General features: G+C 67.2%; 19 protein-coding genes. 9 read left to right on the top strand and 10 right to left on the bottom strand.

Going from position 1 to position 18,627, the window contains the following annotated elements; translation table 11 throughout:
* Positions 1-52: 52 nt before the first annotated feature.
* A complete protein-coding gene (locus NA11_RS39865) occupies positions 53-1,210 on the top strand; it encodes an epoxide hydrolase family protein (protein WP_069167293.1) in 1,158 nt (385 codons plus the stop codon).
* A gap of 49 nt (positions 1,211-1,259) precedes the next feature.
* Here the strand turns inward: NA11_RS39865 and NA11_RS46070 are convergent, their stop codons facing one another.
* From NA11_RS46070 to NA11_RS39845, 5 genes are all read right to left on the bottom strand, one after another.
* On the bottom strand, positions 1,260-1,397 hold the full coding sequence (locus NA11_RS46070) for an MFS transporter small subunit (RefSeq protein ID WP_167837841.1): 138 nt from the start codon (positions 1,395-1,397) through the stop codon (positions 1,260-1,262).
* Positions 1,394-2,767, bottom strand: a complete 1,374-nt coding sequence (locus tag NA11_RS39860; RefSeq protein ID WP_069167292.1) for an L-lactate MFS transporter — start codon at positions 2,765-2,767, stop codon at positions 1,394-1,396. The genes NA11_RS46070 and NA11_RS39860 overlap by 4 nt, the downstream gene beginning before the upstream one ends.
* 110 nt (positions 2,768-2,877) lie before the next feature.
* Entirely contained in the window at positions 2,878-4,713 is a 1,836-nt protein-coding gene (gene cysC / locus NA11_RS39855; RefSeq protein WP_069167291.1) for an adenylyl-sulfate kinase, read from the bottom strand.
* On the bottom strand, positions 4,713-5,642 hold the full coding sequence (gene cysD / locus NA11_RS39850) for a sulfate adenylyltransferase subunit CysD (protein WP_069167290.1): 930 nt from the start codon (positions 5,640-5,642) through the stop codon (positions 4,713-4,715). Before cysD ends, cysC begins: the two co-directional genes overlap by 1 nt.
* A 26-nt stretch (positions 5,643-5,668) precedes the next feature.
* Complete coding sequence (locus NA11_RS39845; RefSeq protein WP_084655490.1) at positions 5,669-6,655, bottom strand: helix-turn-helix domain-containing protein; 987 nt, start codon at positions 6,653-6,655, stop codon at positions 5,669-5,671.
* Between the two features lie 85 nt (positions 6,656-6,740).
* Here NA11_RS39845 and NA11_RS39840 point away from each other — a divergent pair, with 85 nt between their 5' ends.
* Genes NA11_RS39840 through NA11_RS39830 form a run of 3 tightly spaced genes read left to right on the top strand, consistent with a single transcriptional unit; the run spans position 6,741 to position 9,883 of the window.
* On the top strand, positions 6,741-7,904 hold the full coding sequence (locus NA11_RS39840) for a hypothetical protein (protein WP_069167289.1): 1,164 nt from the start codon (positions 6,741-6,743) through the stop codon (positions 7,902-7,904).
* Positions 7,904-8,680 carry an SDR family oxidoreductase gene (locus NA11_RS39835; protein ID WP_069167288.1) on the top strand — a complete coding sequence of 259 codons (777 nt, stop codon included), beginning with the start codon at positions 7,904-7,906 and terminating at the stop codon, positions 8,678-8,680. The genes NA11_RS39840 and NA11_RS39835 overlap by 1 nt, the downstream gene beginning before the upstream one ends.
* 39 nt (positions 8,681-8,719) lie before the next feature.
* Entirely contained in the window at positions 8,720-9,883 is a 1,164-nt protein-coding gene (locus NA11_RS39830; protein WP_069167287.1) for a sulfotransferase family protein, read from the top strand.
* 153 nt (positions 9,884-10,036) lie between these two features.
* Here NA11_RS39830 and NA11_RS46065 read toward each other — a convergent pair whose 3' ends face one another.
* Both NA11_RS46065 and NA11_RS39825 read right to left on the bottom strand, forming a co-directional pair.
* The gene (locus NA11_RS46065; protein WP_167837840.1) at positions 10,037-10,174 is read right to left on the bottom strand and encodes a hypothetical protein; all 138 of its coding nucleotides are present in this window, start codon (positions 10,172-10,174) and stop codon (positions 10,037-10,039) included.
* 536 nt (positions 10,175-10,710) lie between these two features.
* Positions 10,711-11,385: a PaaI family thioesterase gene (locus NA11_RS39825; RefSeq protein WP_069167286.1), complete on the bottom strand. Its 675-nt coding sequence runs from the start codon at positions 11,383-11,385 to the stop codon at positions 10,711-10,713.
* A gap of 210 nt (positions 11,386-11,595) precedes the next feature.
* Here NA11_RS39825 and NA11_RS39820 point away from each other — a divergent pair, with 210 nt between their 5' ends.
* The gene (locus NA11_RS39820; protein ID WP_069167285.1) at positions 11,596-12,246 is read left to right on the top strand and encodes an HAD family hydrolase; all 651 of its coding nucleotides are present in this window, start codon (positions 11,596-11,598) and stop codon (positions 12,244-12,246) included.
* A gap of 4 nt (positions 12,247-12,250) precedes the next feature.
* Here NA11_RS39820 and NA11_RS39815 read toward each other — a convergent pair whose 3' ends face one another.
* Positions 12,251-12,844, bottom strand: coding sequence for a TetR/AcrR family transcriptional regulator (locus NA11_RS39815; RefSeq protein ID WP_069167284.1), 594 nt, complete (start codon positions 12,842-12,844; stop codon positions 12,251-12,253).
* Between the two features lie 21 nt (positions 12,845-12,865).
* Between NA11_RS39815 and NA11_RS39810 the strand changes: the two genes are divergently transcribed.
* Positions 12,866-13,234 carry a hypothetical protein gene (locus NA11_RS39810; protein WP_069167283.1) on the top strand — a complete coding sequence of 123 codons (369 nt, stop codon included), beginning with the start codon at positions 12,866-12,868 and terminating at the stop codon, positions 13,232-13,234.
* 144 nt (positions 13,235-13,378) lie between these two features.
* Positions 13,379-13,540, top strand: coding sequence for a hypothetical protein (locus NA11_RS46060; protein WP_167837839.1), 162 nt, complete (start codon positions 13,379-13,381; stop codon positions 13,538-13,540).
* 50 nt (positions 13,541-13,590) lie between these two features.
* On the opposite strand, the gene NA11_RS39805 is transcribed toward NA11_RS46060, so the two are convergent.
* Together NA11_RS39805 and NA11_RS39800 are read right to left on the bottom strand one after the other, a co-directional pair.
* On the bottom strand, positions 13,591-14,397 hold the full coding sequence (locus NA11_RS39805) for an ABC transporter ATP-binding protein (RefSeq protein WP_069167282.1): 807 nt from the start codon (positions 14,395-14,397) through the stop codon (positions 13,591-13,593).
* The gene (locus NA11_RS39800) at positions 14,394-15,065 is read right to left on the bottom strand and encodes a FadR/GntR family transcriptional regulator (RefSeq protein ID WP_069167281.1); all 672 of its coding nucleotides are present in this window, start codon (positions 15,063-15,065) and stop codon (positions 14,394-14,396) included. Before NA11_RS39800 ends, NA11_RS39805 begins: the two co-directional genes overlap by 4 nt.
* A gap of 174 nt (positions 15,066-15,239) precedes the next feature.
* Here NA11_RS39800 and NA11_RS39795 point away from each other — a divergent pair, with 174 nt between their 5' ends.
* Together NA11_RS39795 and NA11_RS39790 are read left to right on the top strand one after the other, a co-directional pair.
* Entirely contained in the window at positions 15,240-16,715 is a 1,476-nt protein-coding gene (locus tag NA11_RS39795) for a 2-isopropylmalate synthase (protein ID WP_084655489.1), read from the top strand.
* Between the two features lie 53 nt (positions 16,716-16,768).
* Positions 16,769-18,627, top strand: a 1,859-nt coding sequence (locus tag NA11_RS39790) for an ATP-binding protein (protein WP_245746535.1), incomplete at its 3' end; no start/stop codon positions are given.

Raw genomic sequence — 18,627 nt, 5'->3', positions numbered from 1 at the left:
TAACGAATTCTCGTGATTCGCCGACCCTGTCGTTACCCGAAGTATTACTGGCATGACGAACAACGACATCCGCCCCTTCCGCATCGAGATCCCGCAGGCCGACCTCGACGACCTGCACGATCGGCTGGCCCGCACCCGCTGGATCGATGACCTGCCTGGCACGGGCTGGGAGCGCGGCGTGCCCACCGCGTACCTGAAGGAGCTTGCGGGGTACTGGGCGGAGAAGTTCGACTGGCGCACGGTCGAAGCGGAACTGAATGCCCACCCGCACTTCCTGACCACCGTCGACGGCCAGCAGGTGCATTTCCTGCACATCCGTTCTGCTGAAACCGACGCGACCCCGCTGCTCCTGCTGCACGGCTGGCCGAGTTCGGTGGTCGACTTCCTCGACGTCATCGGCCCGCTCACCGACCCGAAGGCGCACGGTGCACCGGACGCGCCCGCCTTCCACCTGGTCATTCCTTCGTTGCCGGGACACGGATTCTCCGGTCCGCTCACCGAGACGGGCTGGGACGACGGCCGCGTCGCCGCCGCGCTGGCCGAGCTGATGGCACGGCTCGGCTACGACCGCTACGGCGTGCAGGGCGGCGACCACGGCGCGTTCCTCGCGCCGGTGCTCGGGCAGGTGGATCAGGATCATGTGCTCGGCGTGCACGTCAACGCGCTGGTCACCTTCCCGACCGGCGACCCGGCCGATATGGCCGCGCTGACCGATGCCGAGCGGGAGCGGCTCGGCCGGATGCAGAGCTTCCAGGACGACGGCTCGGCGTACATGAAGCTGAAGGGCTCGCGGCCGAATACGTTGGCGCAGTTGGTGGCCGACTCGCCGGCCGGGCAGCTCGGTTGGATCGTGGAGAAGTACAAGGAGTGGGTCGATCAGGCGCACGAACTGCCCGAGCAGGCCATCGCGAAGGACCGGATCCTGGCAAACGTCAGTATCTACTGGCTCACCGATACCGCGCGCAGCGTGGCGAACTTCTACTACGAGCGGTTCCACGACACGAGCATGTTCGCGCCCAAGGCGAAGGGCGCGGTACCGACCGGTGTCGCGGTGTTCAAGGACGGCGACTATGCGATTCGTCGGTTCGCCGAGCAGGTGCACCACATCACGCACTGGTCGGAGTTCTACGCCGGCGGGCACTTTCCGGCGCTCGAGGTGCCTGAGCTGCTCGTCGGCGACGTCCGCGCGTTCTTCGACACGCTGATCTGAGCCGATAACCGAAGGGGCAGGCAGTGATTCACTGCCTGCCCCGCAGGCGTTACTGGAAAAGCTTGAGCAGGTTGACGATCAAGCGATCGACGCCGTAGAGGAACGGGGCGGTGACCCACAGCCAGGCGAAGATCAGCAGCGGGAGGCGCCGGGGCGCAGCGGTGTCGGTCGGGTCCGGTGTGGTCATGCCGGTTCGCCTTTCACGAGGACGGCGGGCGCCTCGGCCTGCCGGTGGTACTTCGCCGCGACCGGGCGAATGAGTTCATTGGCGAGGAAGCCGACGCACAGCAGGGTGATCATGATGGCGAACGAGGTGTCGTAGAGCTCGGGTCCGGTTTCCCCGCGCCGCTTGCCCGCGTCCGCGATGGCGTTGACGATCAACGGCCCGGCGACGCCTGCCACCGACCACGCGGTGAGCAGCCTGCCGTGGATCGCGCCGACCTGGAAGGTGCCGAACAGATCCTTGAGATAGGCGGGGACCGTGGCGAATCCGCCGCCGTAGAAGGACAGGATCACCATCGCGCCGAGGATGAACAGCGGCTTGCTCGTCTGGCCGACAGACCAGACGAGGACGTACGCCAGCGCTCCGACGCCGAGGTAGATCCGGTACATGTTCTTGCGGCCGATGACATCGGACAGCGAAGACCACGCGATCCGTCCCGCCATGTTCGCCGCGGACAGCACCGCGACGAAACCCGCTGCGGCCGAGGCGGTCACCGGGGTCGCGGTGTTCTTGAAGAAGTCCATCACCATCGGCGCCGCCTTCTCCAGGATGCCGATGCCTGCGGTCACGTTGAAGCACAACACGATCCAGAGCAACCAGAACTGCGGCGTGCGGATCGCGTCGCGCGCGCTGACATCGTTGGTGCTGATCAGCTTGGCGACCTTCGTCGACGGCTCCCACCCGGCCGGGCGCCAGCCGGGCGGTGGCACCCGCACCAGCAGTACACCGACTGTCATGAAGGCCGCGTAGACGACGCCCATGACGAGGAATGTCTGGGCAACGCCGGACTGATCGCGGCCGAACCACGTCAGCAGCTGGGTCGTCCACGGTGACGCGATGAGCGCACCGCCGCCGAAGCCCATGATCGCGAAACCTGTTGCCATGCCTGGCCGGTCGGGGAACCAGCGGATCAGGGTGGACACCGGCGAGATGTAGCCGATGCCGAGCCCGATGCCGCCGACGAAGCCGTACCCGAACACGATGAGCCAGTAGGCGCCCATCGCCGCGCCGAGCGCGGAGATCAGCAGGCCGGACGAGAAGCACACCAGCGACACCGTCATTGCCCAGCGCGGGCCGCGGCGTTCGACGAGGGTGCCGCCGAACGCCGCGGAGAGGCCGAGCATCACGATGGCCAGCTGGAAGGGCAACGCGCTTCCGGTGCCGGAGATGTCCATCGCCTTTTCCAGCGGCGGCTTGAACACGCTCCACGCGTAGGCCTGGCCGATGGCGAGATGGATGGACAGCGCCGCGGGCGGAACGAGCCAGCGGCTCCAATCCGGCGGGGCGATGACGCGGGCGTACCCCGGTGACCGGATGTCGGTTGCTGTGGTCATGCTTCGATCTCCACGTGTCGATGTGGGGGGATCATATGACCAGATCGTTCGGTTCCGACCGCACAATGCGGTGAACAAAATTGCAGTGGTTCGCTCAGCGGACCAGCCGCTCAGTCGAGCCCCGCGAGCCGCGTCAAGATCTCCGCGGCCATCGCCGCCGGATCGCCGCTGTCGGGCCGCAACACCAGGTCAGGCGCCTCCGGTGTTTCGTACGGGTCGTCGATGCCGGTGAAACCGCGGATCTCGCCCGCTCTGGCCTTGGCGTACATGCCTTTCGGGTCGCGGGCTTCGCAGATCTCCAGAGGCGTGTCGACGAACACCTCCACGAACGGGATGCCCGCTTCCTCGTGTTTGGCCCGCACCAGGTCGCGGTCGGCGCGATACGGGCTGATCAGCGAAACCACCGCCACCACACCGGCTTCGGCGAACAGGCGGGCGACTTCGCCGACCCTGCGGACATTTTCGACCCGGTCGGCGGCGCTGAAGCCGAGATCGGCGTTGAGGCCGTGGCGCAGGTTGTCGCCGTCGAGCAGGAAGGCCGGACGGCCCGCGGCGACCAGTCGGCGTTCGAGTTCCACCGCGACGGTGGACTTCCCGGAACCGGACAGCCCGGTCAACCACACCGTGAGACCTCGCGTGGCCCGCTCGTCCCTGCCGACCGCGGTGGAGTGCCAGACCACCCGCGAAGACGGCAGGCTCGGGCCGGTGATCATGCCTGCGCCGACGGTGTTGTTGGTGGTGTCGTCGACCAGGATGAAGCTGCCGGTGAACCGGTTGCGGCGATACGGGTCGAACAGCAGCGGCTGCCTGGTGCGCAGCTGGACGCGGCCGATTTCGTTGAGCGCCAGCGCGTCCGCGTGCTCGTCGCGGTGCAGGGTGTTGACGTCGAGCCGGTAGTCGAGGCTGCGCACCTCGACAGTCGCGGTGCGGGTGGTGTGCCGGATGGTGTAGGTGGCGCCGGGGGTGAGCTGGGATTCGTCGGCGAACCAGCAGACCATCGCGTCGAGATCGCGGCCGACGCTCGACCGGTTGTTCGGGCGGCAGATCATGTCGCCGCGCGCGACGTCGAGATCGTCGGCGAGCTGGATGGTCACCGCCTGCGGCGGAAAGGCTTCCGCGACCACGCTGCCGCCGGGGCCCCAGATGGCCTCGATGGTGGTGGTGAATCCCGAAGGCAGCACGGCGACTTCGTCACCGGGCTTGAACACACCGCCCGCGACGGTGCCCGCATAGCCGCGGAAATCCTGTGCATGCCTGCGGGTTACATACTGGACCGGGAAGCGCGCATCGATCAGGTTGCGGTCCGAGGCGATGTGCACCTCTTCGAGGTGGTGCAGCAGGGGAGTGCCCTCGTACCACGGCATGCTCGCGCCGCGATGCACGATGTTCTCGCCGTGCAGCGCCGACATCGGCACGAAGGTCAGGTCGAAGACGTCGAGTTTCGAGGCGAACTGCGCGAATTCGGTGCGAATCTCCTCGAATCGCGCCTGCGACCAGTCGACCAGGTCCATCTTGTTGACGCACAGCACCAGGTGTGGAATGCCGAGCAGGCTGGCGAGAAACGCGTGCCTTCTGGTCTGCTCCACCACGCCCTTGCGCGCGTCGACCAGGATCAGCGCGAGATCGGCGGTGGACGCACCGGTCACCATGTTGCGGGTGTACTGGATGTGGCCCGGCGTGTCCGCGATGATGAATTTGCGTCTCGGCGTGGCGAAATAGCGGTGCGCGACGTCGATGGTGATGCCCTGTTCGCGTTCGGCGCGCAGGCCGTCGGTGAGCAGGGCCAGGTTCGGATAGTCGTCGCCGCGATCGCGGCTGGTTCGCTCGACGGCGGCGAGCTGGTCGGTGAAGATCGTCTTGGAATCGAAGAGCAGCCTGCCGATGAGGGTGGATTTGCCGTCGTCGACGCTGCCCGCGGTCGCGAGCCGCAGCAGGGTGGTCGTCATCAGAAGTACCCCTCTCGTTTGCGATCTTCCATTCCCGCCTCGGAGATTCGGTCGTCGGCGCGGGTGGCGCCACGCTCGGTGACGCGGGCCGCGGCTACCTCGGTGACCACTTCGGCCGGGGTGGCGGCATCGGATTCCACGCAGCCGGTGCAGGTGGCATCGCCGACGGTGCGGAACCGGACCGTTGCCTCGTAGGGGTGCTCGCCGTCGAGGAGTTCTAGAAAACGGGTGTGCGCCAACAGCATTCCGTCGCGTTGCACGACGGGGCGGCGGTGCGCGTAGTAGAGCGGCGGCAGGTCGATGCCTTCGGCGGCGATGTAGGTCCAGATGTCGAGCTCGGTCCAGTTCGACAGCGGGAACACCCGAATATGTTCGCCCGCACGGTGTCTGCCGTTGTAGAGGTTCCACAGCTCGGGTCGCTGGTTGCGCGGATCCCACTGGCCGTACTCGTCGCGGAAGCTGAAGACGCGTTCCTTGGCCCGCGCCTTCTCCTCGTCGCGGCGGGCGCCGCCGAAGACCGCGTCGAAAGCGCCCTCCTGGATCGACCGCAGCAGCGTGGTGGTCTGCAGCCGGTTGCGCGACGAGCGCGGTCCGGTCTCCTCGACCACCCGGCCCGCGTCGATATCGTCCTGCACCCGCCCGACCACCAGGCGCAGGCCGAGGCGCGCGACGGTCGCGTCGCGGTAGGCGATCACCTCGTCGAAGTTGTGCCCGGTGTCGATATGCAGCACCGGGAACGGCAGCGGCGCGGGCCAGAAGGCCTTGGCCGCCAGGTGCAGCATCACCACCGAGTCCTTGCCGCCGGAGAACAGCAACACCGGGCGTTCGAATGTTGCCGCTACTTCACGGAAAATATGTGCCGACTCGGCCTCGAGCGCGTCAAGATGGGGCAGCTCGTAGGTGCGGCCTAACGGAATTGGGCTGGTCACGGTTAGTACGCCTCTCTGTGTTTGTCTTATTCCGTTGCGGTTGGTTCTTCGGGCTCAGTGGGAGCCCTCCCGGGCAGGGGCGGCCTGTCTGTCAAGGTTTGCGTGCGAGGGTCTGCCGATCCCGGTCGCAGCGGTTCTGGCGGCCTCCTGCCGCCCGTCGCTGCGGTGACCGCTTCGGCGGCTGTGACGAGAGCCGTTCCACGCCTGTCGATTTCGGCACCGGTGATGGAGGCCCCGACATACATGGTCAATACCATGTTCTGACGTCCGTCGCCGCCGTACGTCGGCGCGGCAAGGAGGCTGACGGGGTGTTCCTTGCGTGGTTGCAGATCCGTGCCGAGGTAGACCCGCTCGCCGAGGCTGGTCACCAGTTCGCCGACCAGTTCGCGCAGGTCATCGGGGAGATCGTCGGCGGCGAAGCCAGCCAGTAGCGAGTACAACTTTCGGCCTGCGGCGGTGAGGCTCTCGATCAGGTATCCGCGCTCACGGCATTCGGCGACGACCTGCCGCAACCGCGCCTCGTTCTGTTGCAGGGGGACGGCTGCGGGCCTGGCCAGCCATGCGTCGAATGCCGCGTCGGTATCCCAGAGCACGTACATCAGGCCGACCGGTGGTGCGAAGTGATACGCCGCGCCTACCTTTATCATTCCCGGTCCGGTGCTCTCCAGCACCATGATCTGGTCGCCGATCACGGCAGACGCGGTGCATGTCGTGCGGTATCGGGAGGTGAGTTTTTCCAGCTCGACCCGCGCGAGCGCGGAAATCGCGAAGCTGTCCTGAGCGACCCGGCCTGCCTCGATGAGCGCCGGGCCGAGACCGTAGGTGGTGGTGTCGGCGCCGCGCACCAGGTAGCCGCCTGCCGTGAGCTCGGTGAGGATGCCGAGACAGGTGGGTTTCGCCAGGTCGAGTGCGCGGGCGAGCTCAGAGAGGCCGACGCGTTTGCCGCGTTGCTCGACGAAGTAGTCCAGTACCTGCACCACCCGCACGGTGGGTGCGGATCGACGGCTGACCATTGACCACTCCTAGAACACGTTCTAATCTTGCCTCAGAGTGAATGTACCAGAGTGGTACATATTTGGAACGCCGACGGAGAACCCTTTGCTGACACAGCCGTTCGCGGACGCCATCGCCGCCGCCGAGCAGATCATCACCGGAGCCGCGCACGTCCGGACCGAGCAGGACCTCGTCGAGGGCTACGACTATTTGGCGGGCAGCATTCGCGCCGCCTTGCAGATGGCGTGGGCCTACGAGCGCGACTTCCCGTTCTTCGTCCAGTCCACCGGGCCGTACACGAAGATGGGGCTGGACAACCCGGACACCCTCTACTTCCACTCGTACTTACGGCCGGACGCCGAGTATCTGGTGACCGGGAAGCGCGGCACCACACGGGATCTGAGCTTCCAGGTGCTGAACGGGAACTATTCGCCGGTGGATGTGCCGGACAGTCTCACTGCGTTCGACGACCGGTCGATCGAGGTCGGGCCGGACGGGTCCTACGAACTGCGCCTCGGCCCAGGCCCGGCGCGACCCGGCTATGTGCACCTCGCCGCCGATTCCGCCATGCTGGTGATCCGCGAGGTCTACAGCGACTGGGCCACCGAAAAGCCTGGGACCGTGCGGATCTCGCGGATCGACACGGTCGGCGCCGCGCCGCCGCCGCTGACCAAGGATCTGCTGACCAAGCGCTACGGCATCGCGGGCAAGATGCTGATCTCCCGGCTGCAGACGTTTCTGGCGTTCCCGGAGTGGTTCTACCTGAACCTGCCGGTGAACACGATGACCGAACCACGGTCCACACCAGGCGGTCTCACCACCCAGTTCTCCTCGGCGGGCCACTACGAGCTCGACGACGACCAGGCGATGATCATCACGGTGCCGAAATCCGACTCGCCGTATCAGGGTTTCCAGCTCGGCAGCATGTGGTACCTGTCGCTGGACTACATCAACCACCAGACCAGCCTCACCGCCGACCAGGCGCACGTCGACCCCGACGGGATGATCCGGTTGGTGGTCAGCGAGCGCGATCCCGGTCTGGCCAACTGGATCGAACGCACCGGGCACGACCGCGGGTACCTGCAGTTCCGCTGGCAGCGGCTCGCCCGCGACATGAAGCCCGAGGACGGGCCCACGGTGGAGGTGGTGCCGGTCGCCGAACTCGCACAGCGGCTGCCGTTCCACGACCAGGCGCGCGTCACACCGGAGCAATGGCGCGCACGCATCGCGGTACGGCAGGCTGCCGTCGCGGAAAGGATGCTCGGCTGATGTTGTTGCAGGACAAGGTAGTTGTGGTCTCCGGGGTCGGCCCCGGACTCGGCAGGGCCATCGCGGTACAGAGCGCGAAGGCGGGCGCCGACGTGGTGCTCGCGTCGCGGACCGAATCCCGGCTCACCGAGGTGGCCAAGGAGATCACCGAGCTCGGGCGGCGCGCGGTGGTGGTGCCGACCGATATCAACGACGAGGCGGCGGCCGTCAACCTGGTCGAAGCCGCGCAGAGCGCGTTCGGCCGGGTGGACACGCTGGTGAACAACGCGTTCGCGATCCCGCCGATCAGCGACCTCGCCGACGTCGACCTGGATCAGGTGCGGGCCGGCTTCGAGACCAATGTGCTTGCGGCGCTGCGGCTGACCCGGCTGTTCGTGCCTGCGCTTGTCGAAGCCAAAGGCTCGGTCGTGATGATCAACTCGGCGGTACTTCGGCATTCGCGGCGCACCTTCGGGCCGTACAAGATGGCCAAGGCGAGTCTGCTCGCGCTGGCGCAGAGCCTGGCCACCGAGCTCGGTCCGCGCGGCGTCCGGGTGAATTCCATTGCCCCCGGCTATATCTGGGCCGACAACCTGAAGTGGTACTTCAACTACCTCGCCAAAGAGCGTGGCATCACCGCCGAAGAGGTCTATGCCGAGACCGCGAAGACCATCGATCTGCGCAAGCTGCCCGAACCCGACGAGATCGCCGACGCCGTCGTGTTCTTCGCCTCGCCGATGGCGCGCGCGATCACCGGGGCCTGCCTGGACGTCAACGGCGGCGAATACCACCACTGACCGGATCCGGCGGTGCATCTGAACATTCGAGGAGATGAAGTGATCGGTAGGGACGACGTCGGGACCATCGACGATCTGCACGCCTCGGCGACCAAGGTCGTCGGGCTCGACGATTTCGGTGCCGACGACTACCGCGCCGGGCTCGAGGTACTGCTCGAGTCGTTGGCCAAGGATGCCGAACTGACCCCGTTCGGCAACAAGGTGCACCGCGCGTTCCTGCGCGGCGCACTGATCGCGCGGTTGCTCAGCGAGGCAGCGTGGCAACGCTTTCCCGAGCATGCGGAGGTGGCGATCGAACGCCCGATCTTCGTGACGGGCCTGCCGCGTTCGGGAACCACGGCGGTGCATCGGCTGCTCAACGCCGACCCCGCGCATCAAGGCCTCGAGATGTGGTTGACCGAGATGCCGCAGCCGCGACCGCCGCGCGACACCTGGGCGAGCAACCCGGTCTACCAGCGGATCGAGGCAGCCTTCGCGAAGCACCATGTGGAGCATCCCGAATTCATGGGCGTGCACCACATCTCGGCCGACCAGGTGGAGGAGTGCTGGCAGCTGCTTCGCCAATCGGCCATGTCGGTCTCGTACGAGTGCCTGGCGTATCTGCCCGGCTATTCGACGTGGCTGCGCGATCAGGACTGGGCACCCGCCTACCGCAGGCACCGGCGCAACCTCCAGCTGATCGGCATGCCCGACGCGAATCGCCGCTGGGTGCTGAAGAATCCGAGCCATCTTTTCGCACTCGATGCCATTTTCGAGGTCTATCCCGATGCGCTGATCATCCAAATGCACCGCGATCCGCGCACGATCATCGCCTCGGTGTGCAGTCTCAACGAACAGGCCTCGGCCGGGTGGTCGGACAAGTTCCGAGGTCCGGTGGTCGGCACCGCTCAACTCGACCTCTGGGCCCGCGGCGCCGAACGCTTCCTCGCAGACCGCAAGCGCCACAACCCCGCTCAGTTCTACGACATCGACTACGACGCCTTTGTCGCCGACCCCATCGCCACCGTCGGCTCCATCTACCGGCACTTCGATCTCCCGCTGACGGCGGACGCCACCGCGGCAATGGGTGCCATGCACGCCGAAACCACCTCCGGCGCAGCCCGTCCCGCCCACCGCTACACCCTCGCCGACTTCGGCCTCACCGCCGACCAAGTCGACGCGCGCTTCGGTGCGTACCGAGAGGCGCACTTCCCTGGTCGTTGACGAAGTTGGCGCTGTGCTCGTTCACCTTCTCGAACGGCGCGAGATGCACTGTGGCAGTGCATGAATGAATGCACAGCGCGCAATAACGACGGCTGGTCGACGCGGTCATCTCCTGACTCGCGATCGACCGCTGTCAGCGCTACGGGCGTTGGCCTACTGCGAGATCCCGGTGGTGAGCGACAGAATGAGCCCGATCGCGCCGATCACCGTCAACAGCAGGCATGCCAGCAAAGCCCCGTGCAGACTGTCGATCAGCGCGGGTTCGGTGCGACGACTCGGCGCGACAGACATGTGCGATACCTCCATGGTCCGACAGTGTGTGGCTACGCGGTTCCCCGTTGCGCGGAGTCCAAACGGTCGCCCCACACGTCCCGCAACCCAATCCGCACCCCTTTGGGTTCGCAGCCAAGGCTCCACGGACCTTCCATACGGTTCACAGAGCTCTGGGGACGGTGAACCGTGTGGAACCTGTGTGGGACGCATAGAAGGGGGTGCAGATTTCGCGGTCGGGGTGGCGCTGGCTGCGTTTGCCGGTCTCAGGGGTACCGGTGATCCCGGGATGTGGGATCCCAGGGGTGGTTTCGCACAAAGTGGGAACTGGTGGCGGGGGCTTCTCGGGCGATGCCGCCACCAGATCCCAGTGGTCAGTCGACCAACTCGAGGAGAGGCGGATTCGCGGAAGCGGGTGGATTTCTGTATGCCACGGCGGCCTCGAGTCGCGTGGGATGCACTGCGGCAGTGTGTGAATGAATGCACAGCGCGCAATTACGAGGGCCGTTATCAGGTTCGGGCCGGAGTCGGTCGCTCCTGGAGCGGGCGTTGCGGCCTTAGGGCTGACCGGGTTTGAGGACGATGAACAGCCCGCTGGCTTCGGCGCAGAGGCGGTCGCCGTCTTTGAGGGTGGCGCGGACGTAGACCTTGCGGCCCTCTTGGCGTTCGGCCCAGGCGTGTACCTGAAGTTCGGTGCGCAACGGGGTGATCGAGCGGTAGTCGACGGTGAGCGACGCGGTGCGGGTGACCGCGCCCGCGTACACGGCCGCGGCCATGCCGAGCAGGTCGTCGAAGGCGATCGCGACCTGGCCGCCGTGTGCGGCGTTGTTGCCGCCGAGGTGGTAGGTGCGGAAGGTGACGCGGGCGTCGACGCCGTCGCGGCCCGCGTGATCGATGATGAACGGCGGCAGCGTGATGTTGCCGCGCGCGGGCAGGTCGTGCCTGGTCCAGTTCGGCGTCGACCATTCGGTGACGAGCGCGGCATCGAGCTTGTCGTTGAGCTGCTTCAACAGGCCGATCGCCTCGACGGCGAGCTCGTCCGACGGTGCGGACAGTCGCACGCGGTCCATCAGCCCGCGCACCTGTTCGATGTACTCGCCGTAGTGCGGCCCGCCGCGGGTGATGTCGATGCCTTGCTCGTCGCGGGCTTGGATCAGCTCGCTCATCGGCCGGAAAGCGCCCTCGTGGTGCTCCGCACTGGGGAGTGAGTCACCGGCCCGTTGTTCGTTCATAAAAGAACACGTTATAGGTTGCCCGCCGAATGCTCGGGCGCGGTATGCCGCGACGGCGCCGTGTCGGCGGGTCGGACTCGAATCGGCCCGGTTGGCCTACGCTTGGTCGCGACCGGCGATCGGGTACCCCGTGGAGGCGGGTTCGGCGCCGGATCCGACGTCCACGCTGACGGCACTGACAGGTCTGGCTGGCGAAAGGCTAATGGGTACATGGATATTGCGGCGGTTGTCTTCGACATGGACGGCGTGCTGATCGACTCCGAGCCGGTGTGGGAGCGGGTGCGACGCGACTATGTCGCCGAGCGCGGCGGGACATGGTTGCCCGATACGCAGCAGCGGTTGATGGGCATGAGCACCAGGGAGTGGTCGGAATACCTGAGCACCGATGTCGGCGTCGAGGAGACGCCGGAGACGGTGGCGCGTGAGGTGATCGAGCGGATGGCCGCGCACTACGACCGCGCGGTGCCGCTGCTGCCCGGCGCGATCGACGCCGTGCAGCGGATGAGCGAGCAGTGGCCGCTCGGCGTGGCCAGCTCGTCGCCGCGGGCGTTGATCGATGTGGTGCTCGGCCGCACCGGCCTGATCGAGTTCTTCAACGTCACCTTCTCGACCGAGGAGGTGGATCGTGGCAAGCCTGCCCCCGATGTGTACGTCGCGGTCGCGGCTTTCCTGCGGCAGCGGCCCAGTGACTGTGCGGCGGTGGAGGATTCGAGCAACGGCATCCGGTCCGCGCACGCCGCGGGGATGCGGGTGATCGCCGCGCCTCGTCCCGAATACCCGCCTGCCCCGGACGCGCTGAGCCTGGCCACCCATGTGATCAGCGATCTCCGCGAGCTGACCACCACTCTCGTGACCGCCTGAGCGTTCAGGACAGATACGAGGTCAGCAGTTGCCTGGCCGCCGCGGGGAGATCGTCGTCGAGCCAGGCGGGGAGAGTCGGTGCGTGCGCATGCCTGCGCAGGGCGGCATAGGGGAGATCGACGACGGCCCGGCTGACAGCATCGATTTCGCGGTCGCCCGCATGACCGAACACGCCGGTGGCGATGCGGCGCAGGTGCTCGAAGAGCGGCGCGTTCATCCCGGCGAGGCGAGCGCGGAAGTCGTCGTCGGGTCCGCCGTCGAGCAGGTCGCGCGGCCGCAGATTCAGCAGCAGTCGCGCGTCTTGGGGCAGCTCGCGCCCGAACACGAGGGCCGCGCGCACCATCGCCACGCCCGCCTCGACCGGGTCGGGGTCCTCGGCGGCCGTGATCACACCGTCTTGGAAACGCCGCAACGCACGCAACCACGCCTCGGTGAGCACGCCGTTGCGGTTGCCGAAACGGTGATACAGCGTGCCGACCGGGGCGCCACTGGCCTCGGCGATCGCCGCGACGCTCGCGGCACGCGGCCCGTCGGCGAGGACGAGGGCGCGGGCTGCGTCGAGGATCACGTCGGTGTCGTGCTTGCGGGGAGGAGCCATAAACTAGTACGTTCCTTCTATATGGAGCGTTTACCCTATATCGACGAGCATGCCAGATCAATCGATGCGAATCGAGAAAGGGTCTGGCAGGCGTTGCTGAAGGTCATGTGCAAGGACCCGACCGACCCGTCGACCGTGCCCGGCGGATTCGTCCTCGAATCCGCCGAAGAGCCCGCCCGCCTGGCAATGCGGGGGCAGCACTGGTTTTCGCGATACGCCCTGGTATTCGAGCTCGACGACGAAGGAGCAGGCCGGACCCGCATCCGAGCCAAGTCCTGGGGCGAGTTCCCCGGCCTGCACGGAAAGATCTACCGCGCGTTGGTGATCGGCTCGCGCGGCCACCGGGTCGTGGTCCGGCGGCTACTCCGCAAGATCGAGGCCGCAGCCTGACACCCCGCGGGGTAGGTAGCTGGGTGTCGCGGAAGCGTCGCTGCGATGGCGGAAGTCCTTCGACGCTTGCGCGGGCACGACAATTCGGCAAACGTCGCGCTAACGCCCATTGAGTTGGACGTATGACCGGTCATGCTGAATCGTATGGATTTCATGAAGCCCGCCGAAGAGCTGCTGGCGCAGGTCGCCGCCCGGTTCGGCTCCGCGGAAGCGTTCCTGGACAAGCTGGCCGAAGTGCGTTCCACCCGTGACGACGACACCATCGTGCTACCGCGCATCGGCGGTCGGCTACCGAGGATTTATTGACGGCTTCGCTCTCGCCGAATCCCGCGAATCCCGGTAGCTCGCGGCGGGATTCAGCTCGGCCATGCGGGGTTCGTGTGTGCGGCGCGTGCGGTCCAGCGGCCGTCGTAGCGGACCTCGACAGGGTGCGCGAAGGCCGCGGTGACGTTGTCGGTGGTCAGCGTCTCGCGGGCCGGGCCTGCGGCGACGGTGTGGCCGTCGGCGATGAGCAGCGCGTGGGTTGTGGTGCTCGGCAGTTCCTCCAGGTGATGGGTAACCAGGACGGACGCGACCTCGGGGTGGGTGTCGCCGAGCGTGTCGATGGTTTCCAGGAGTTGTTCGCGGGCAGCGAGATCCAAACCGGTGGAGGGTTCGTCGAACAGCAGCAGTCGCGGCTCGGCGATGAGGGCGCGGGCAATGAGGGTGCGGCCGCGCTCGCCATGGGACAGCGTCGGCCAGGTGTTGCCTGCCTTGCCGTCCAGGCCGACCGTGCTGATCATCGCGTCGGCACGGGCCAGCTGATCCGCGGTCGGCGTCCAGCGCATCGGGGTGTCGATGGTCGCGGTGAGGCCGGTCAGCACGACCTCGCGGATCGTCAGCGGATAGCGCAGCGGGTGGCGCGGATTCACGTGTCCGATCGAATGGCGCAGGCGTTGCAGTTCGACGCGGCCGAGCTGTTCACCGAGCACGCGGACCGTGCCCGAGGTCGGAAAGGTGACGGCCCCGCAGAAGCCGAGCAGCGTGCTCTTGCCCGCGCCGTTCGGCCCGAGCAACGCCCAGTGCTCGCCGGCCTGCACGGTGAGTGAAATGCCGTTGATGATCTTCTTGCCCTCGCGGCGGAACGTCACGTCCGTCAACTCGAGCACCGGAGCACCGGTCACGTGAATGCCTCCTTCAATGCAGTGAGGTGATTGCGGCTCAATTCCGCTGCGGCCGTGCTGTCCCTGGCCGCGATCGCCTCGACGAGCTGGGCGTGCGCGGCATGGTCGGCGGACTCCGACGGCACCGGGCGCAGCAGCAACATGTCGATCATCGCCAGACGCAGCCGCGGCAGGAAACTGTCGAAGAGTTGCGTGAGCACCTCGTTGTGCGCGGCGAGCAGGACCGCGCGATGAAAGGCCATGTCCGCGTCCACATGCTCGGCCACCGGTTCGCCGTGTGCCTCGCGCGCGACCAGTGCGCGGCGCAGGGCCCGCAGGTCGGCGGGGGTGCGACGCTGCGCGGCCAGGGCGGCCGCCTCGGCCTCGATGGCGATGCGTGCCTCGATTACGGAGGCGATGGTGGCGCGGCGCAGCACTACATTCCAGTCGTCCTTCGGGTCGAGCGCGGTGACGAACACGCCTGCCCCCTGACGGCTGTCGAGCACGCCCTTGCCTGCCAGCTCGCGGATCGCTTCGCGCAGCGTCGAGCGGCCGACTCCGAGCTGTGCCGCCAACGTCGTTTCACCCGGAAGTCGGTGTCCTAGTGGCCATTCGCCGTCCTTGATCCGGGCCAACAGCAGCTCTGCGGCTTGCGCGGCAAGCGGGTGGCGCCGTACTTGCGATACCATCGCAACCTCTCTACTTGTCTGAGGAGTTGTGTATATTCTAACCATCATGCTGCTGTCACACTCCCTTCTGCTTAGCCGCCACGGCGGGGCCTGAACGACCGGCCTCCCGCCGTGGGGCTCTGTCGTGGCCGGTCACTTCTCTCTTGTCATGGCTGAAGGCCAGAAAGCAGACCCATGTCTTTCCCGACCATCGATACCCCCGCAGGCGCGATCCCCGACGACGCGCCGAACTGGAACCGGCAGCGACACTCGCAGATGCCGTCCCATCGCTACCGCGCCGTCTACGACCGAGTGGATGTGCCACTGACGCAGCGTGCTTGGCCCGACGCACGCCTCACCGCCGCCCCGCTGTGGGTTCCTGTCGATCTGCGCGACGGCAACCAGGCACTCGCCGAACCGATGGACCCCGAACGCAAGCGGCGCTTCTTCGCACTGCTTGTCGCGATGGGCTACAAGGAGATCGAGGTCGGCTACCCGTCCGCCTCGCGGGCCGACTTCGACTTCGTCCGCATGATCGCGGCAGCCGACCTCGCGCCCGACGATGTCACCATCGTCGTATTCACCCCTGCCAGAAGGGATCTCATCGAGCGCACGGTCGAATCGGTGCGCGGCCTGCGCAATGTGGTCGTCCACATGTACGCCGCGACCGCACCCACCTGGCGAAACACGGTGCTCGGCAAGGGCAAAGCGGCCATGCGCACGTTGATCCTCGACGGCGGCCGCGCGGTGCTGGAGTTCGCCGCCGACCTGCCGAACGTGCGGTTCGAGTTCTCGCCCGAGGTGTTCAACCTGACCGAACCCGACTATGTGCTCGACCTCTGTGACCGGATGACCACCCTGTGGGACGCCTGCCCGGACCGGCCGGTGATCCTGAATCTGCCTGCGACGGTGGAGGTCGCGACGCCGAACGTCTACGCGGACCAGATCGAATACATGCACCGCAACCTGGCCCGCCGGGACAGCGTCATCCTGTCCGTGCACCCGCACAACGACCGCGGCACCGGCATCGCCTGCGCCGAACTCGCTGTGCTTGCCGGTGCGCAACGCGTCGAGGGCTGTGTGTTCGGCAACGGCGAACGCACCGGCAACGTCGATATCGCCACCTTGGCGTTGAATCTGCATGCGCAGGGCGTTGATCCGATGATCGACTTCTCCGATGTCGACGAGATCCGCCGCACCGTCGAGTACTGCACCCGCCTGCCGGTGCATGGCAGGCATCCCTATGTCGGCGATCTCGTGCACACCGCGTTCTCCGGCACCCACCAGGACGCCATCAACAAGGGGATGGCCGCACATCGCGCACGGGCCGCGCAGGCTGGAATCCCCGAGCGCGAGCTGGATTGGCAGGTGCCTTACCTGCCCATCGATCCGGCGGACCTCGGCCGCACCTACGACGCGGTCATCCGCGTCAACTCGCAATCCGGCAAGGGCGGCATCGCCTATCTGCTGAAGACGGAGTTCGGCATCGACCTGCCGAGGCACCTCCAGGTCGACTTCGCCAAGCACGTGCAGGCGCACACCGACGCCACCGGCCGCGAGATCACCCCGGCGGAACTGCGCGAGCTCTTCGATTCCGTGTACCGAGCCGGGGGAGCGACCACGTCGGACCAGCACAGTGAATCGGACAAAACGGGATGCCGCAATCGCTGAAGGGTGTACTAACTGATGGCGGGGCAATTAAGTTAGGCCTCGTGGCGCGGTCCGTGACAGGTAATCTTCCCGCCGAAGTGACCAGCTTCGTCGGGCGGGCAGGCGAAGTCACTGCCGCGAGAAAACACCTGTCCAGCACGCGATTGCTGACGTTGACCGGGCCGGGCGGCGTCGGCAAGACCCGGCTGGCGCGCCGGGTCGGCGATGCGGTCCGCCGGGCTTTCCCGGACGGCGTGTGGCTGGTCGAGATCGCGCACGTCAACGACGGGGAACTGGTGGCGGCCAGCGTCGCGCAGGCGCTCGGCCTGCCCGACGACACCCGTGCGCCGCTGGTCGGCCTCACCGACTACCTCGGCGGTAAGCACCTGCTGCTCGTCATCGACAACTGCGAGCACCTCGTCGACGCCTGCGCCGTCCTCGTCGACCGGCTGATCGCCAGCACCCCGGATGTCCGGGTGCTGGCGACCAGCCGGGAACCGCTCGGTGTGGTGGGGGAGCAGGTGCTGCCGGTCGCGCCGCTGCCGGTGCCCGACCCCGAGGAACAAGCCGCCGTGGACAATCCGGCCTTGCGGCTGCTCATCGATCGCGCGACCGCGGCGAACCCCGAATTCCAGGTCACCGACGCCACTCTCGGCACCCTGGCCGCGATTTGCCTTCGGCTGGACGGTATTCCGCTCGCGCTGGAACTTGCCGCGCTCCGGCTGCGCGCCTTCACTCCGCAGCAGGTGCTCGAGCGCCTCGACGACACCATGCGCCTGCTCACCACCGGCCTGCGCACCGCGCCGGAGCGTCAGCAGACCTTGGAAGCCGCCATCGGCTGGAGCTACGACCTGTGCACCCCGGACGAACAGCGTCTGTGGGAACAGCTTGCCGTCTTCGCGGGCGGCTGCGACCTGGCCGCGGCCGAGGCGGTCTGTGTCCTCGATCCGCCCGGCGCGCTGATCGACACGCTCACCGGCTTGGTGGACAAGTCGGTGGTGAATTTCTCTGCGGTAGCGGACTTCTCGTCCACGGGCCCCGGCCGCTACACGATGCTGGAACCGCTGCAGCAATTCGCGCTGGCCCGACTCGCCGCGCACGGTGACGAATACGCGGTGCGGCTCCGGCACCGCGACCACTACTACCGGGTCGCCCAGCGCGGCCGCACCGAGTACTGGGGTGACGCCGATGTCACCTGGTTCCGCGATGTCACCCGCGAGCACGCGAATATGCGTGCGGCACTGCAGTTCGCGCTGGCGGATCCGGCCGGTGCGCACCGGGGTCTGCAGATCGCCAGCGAGCTGCGGCCGTTCTGGGAGCACTACCGGTTCCTGCTGGAGGGGTACCGCTGGCTGACCGATGCGCTCAGCAAGGATCTCGCGTACTCCACCGACCGGGCGCGGGCGCTCGCCGCCATGTCGGTCATCGCCGCCATGCTCTCGGACACCGCGTCCGCACACCGCTACCTGAGCGAATCAGTCACGATAGCAACGGCATTGGCCGCCGAGGAGGCGCTGGTCGAGGCGGCGCTGCTCGCGGCCGTCCTCGCCTTCGCCGAGGCCGATCCGGTCCGCGCGCTCGACCTCGCCGAGGCCACCGCAGCCAGGGCGGAGGCGTGCGGACATCACGGCACGGAGATGGAGAGCCTCGCGTTCGCCTATGTCTGCGCGATGGTGCTGGCCGACGACCGCGCGGACTCGCTGGCCGAGCGGTTCCTGGCCAAGACCGCCGAGCACGGTTCCCATCTGCTCGGCGGGCTCGCCTCGTGGGCGGTCGGCACCAACCATTGGCGAAACGGCCAGGAGGACAAGGCGATCGAGGAGTTGCGCCGTGCGGTGGAGCAGTTGCGGCTGTTCGATCGCTGCGTGTGGACGGCATCGGCCTTCGACGGGCTCGCCTGGGCCGCGGCGGCGGGCGGCGATCGCAAGCGGGC

Source organism: Nocardia altamirensis NBRC 108246 (assembly GCF_001612685.1).
In the GTDB taxonomy this organism is placed as follows: Bacteria; Actinomycetota; Actinomycetes; order Mycobacteriales; family Mycobacteriaceae; genus Nocardia; species Nocardia altamirensis.
This window is presented reverse-complemented; position numbering and strand designations above follow the sequence as displayed.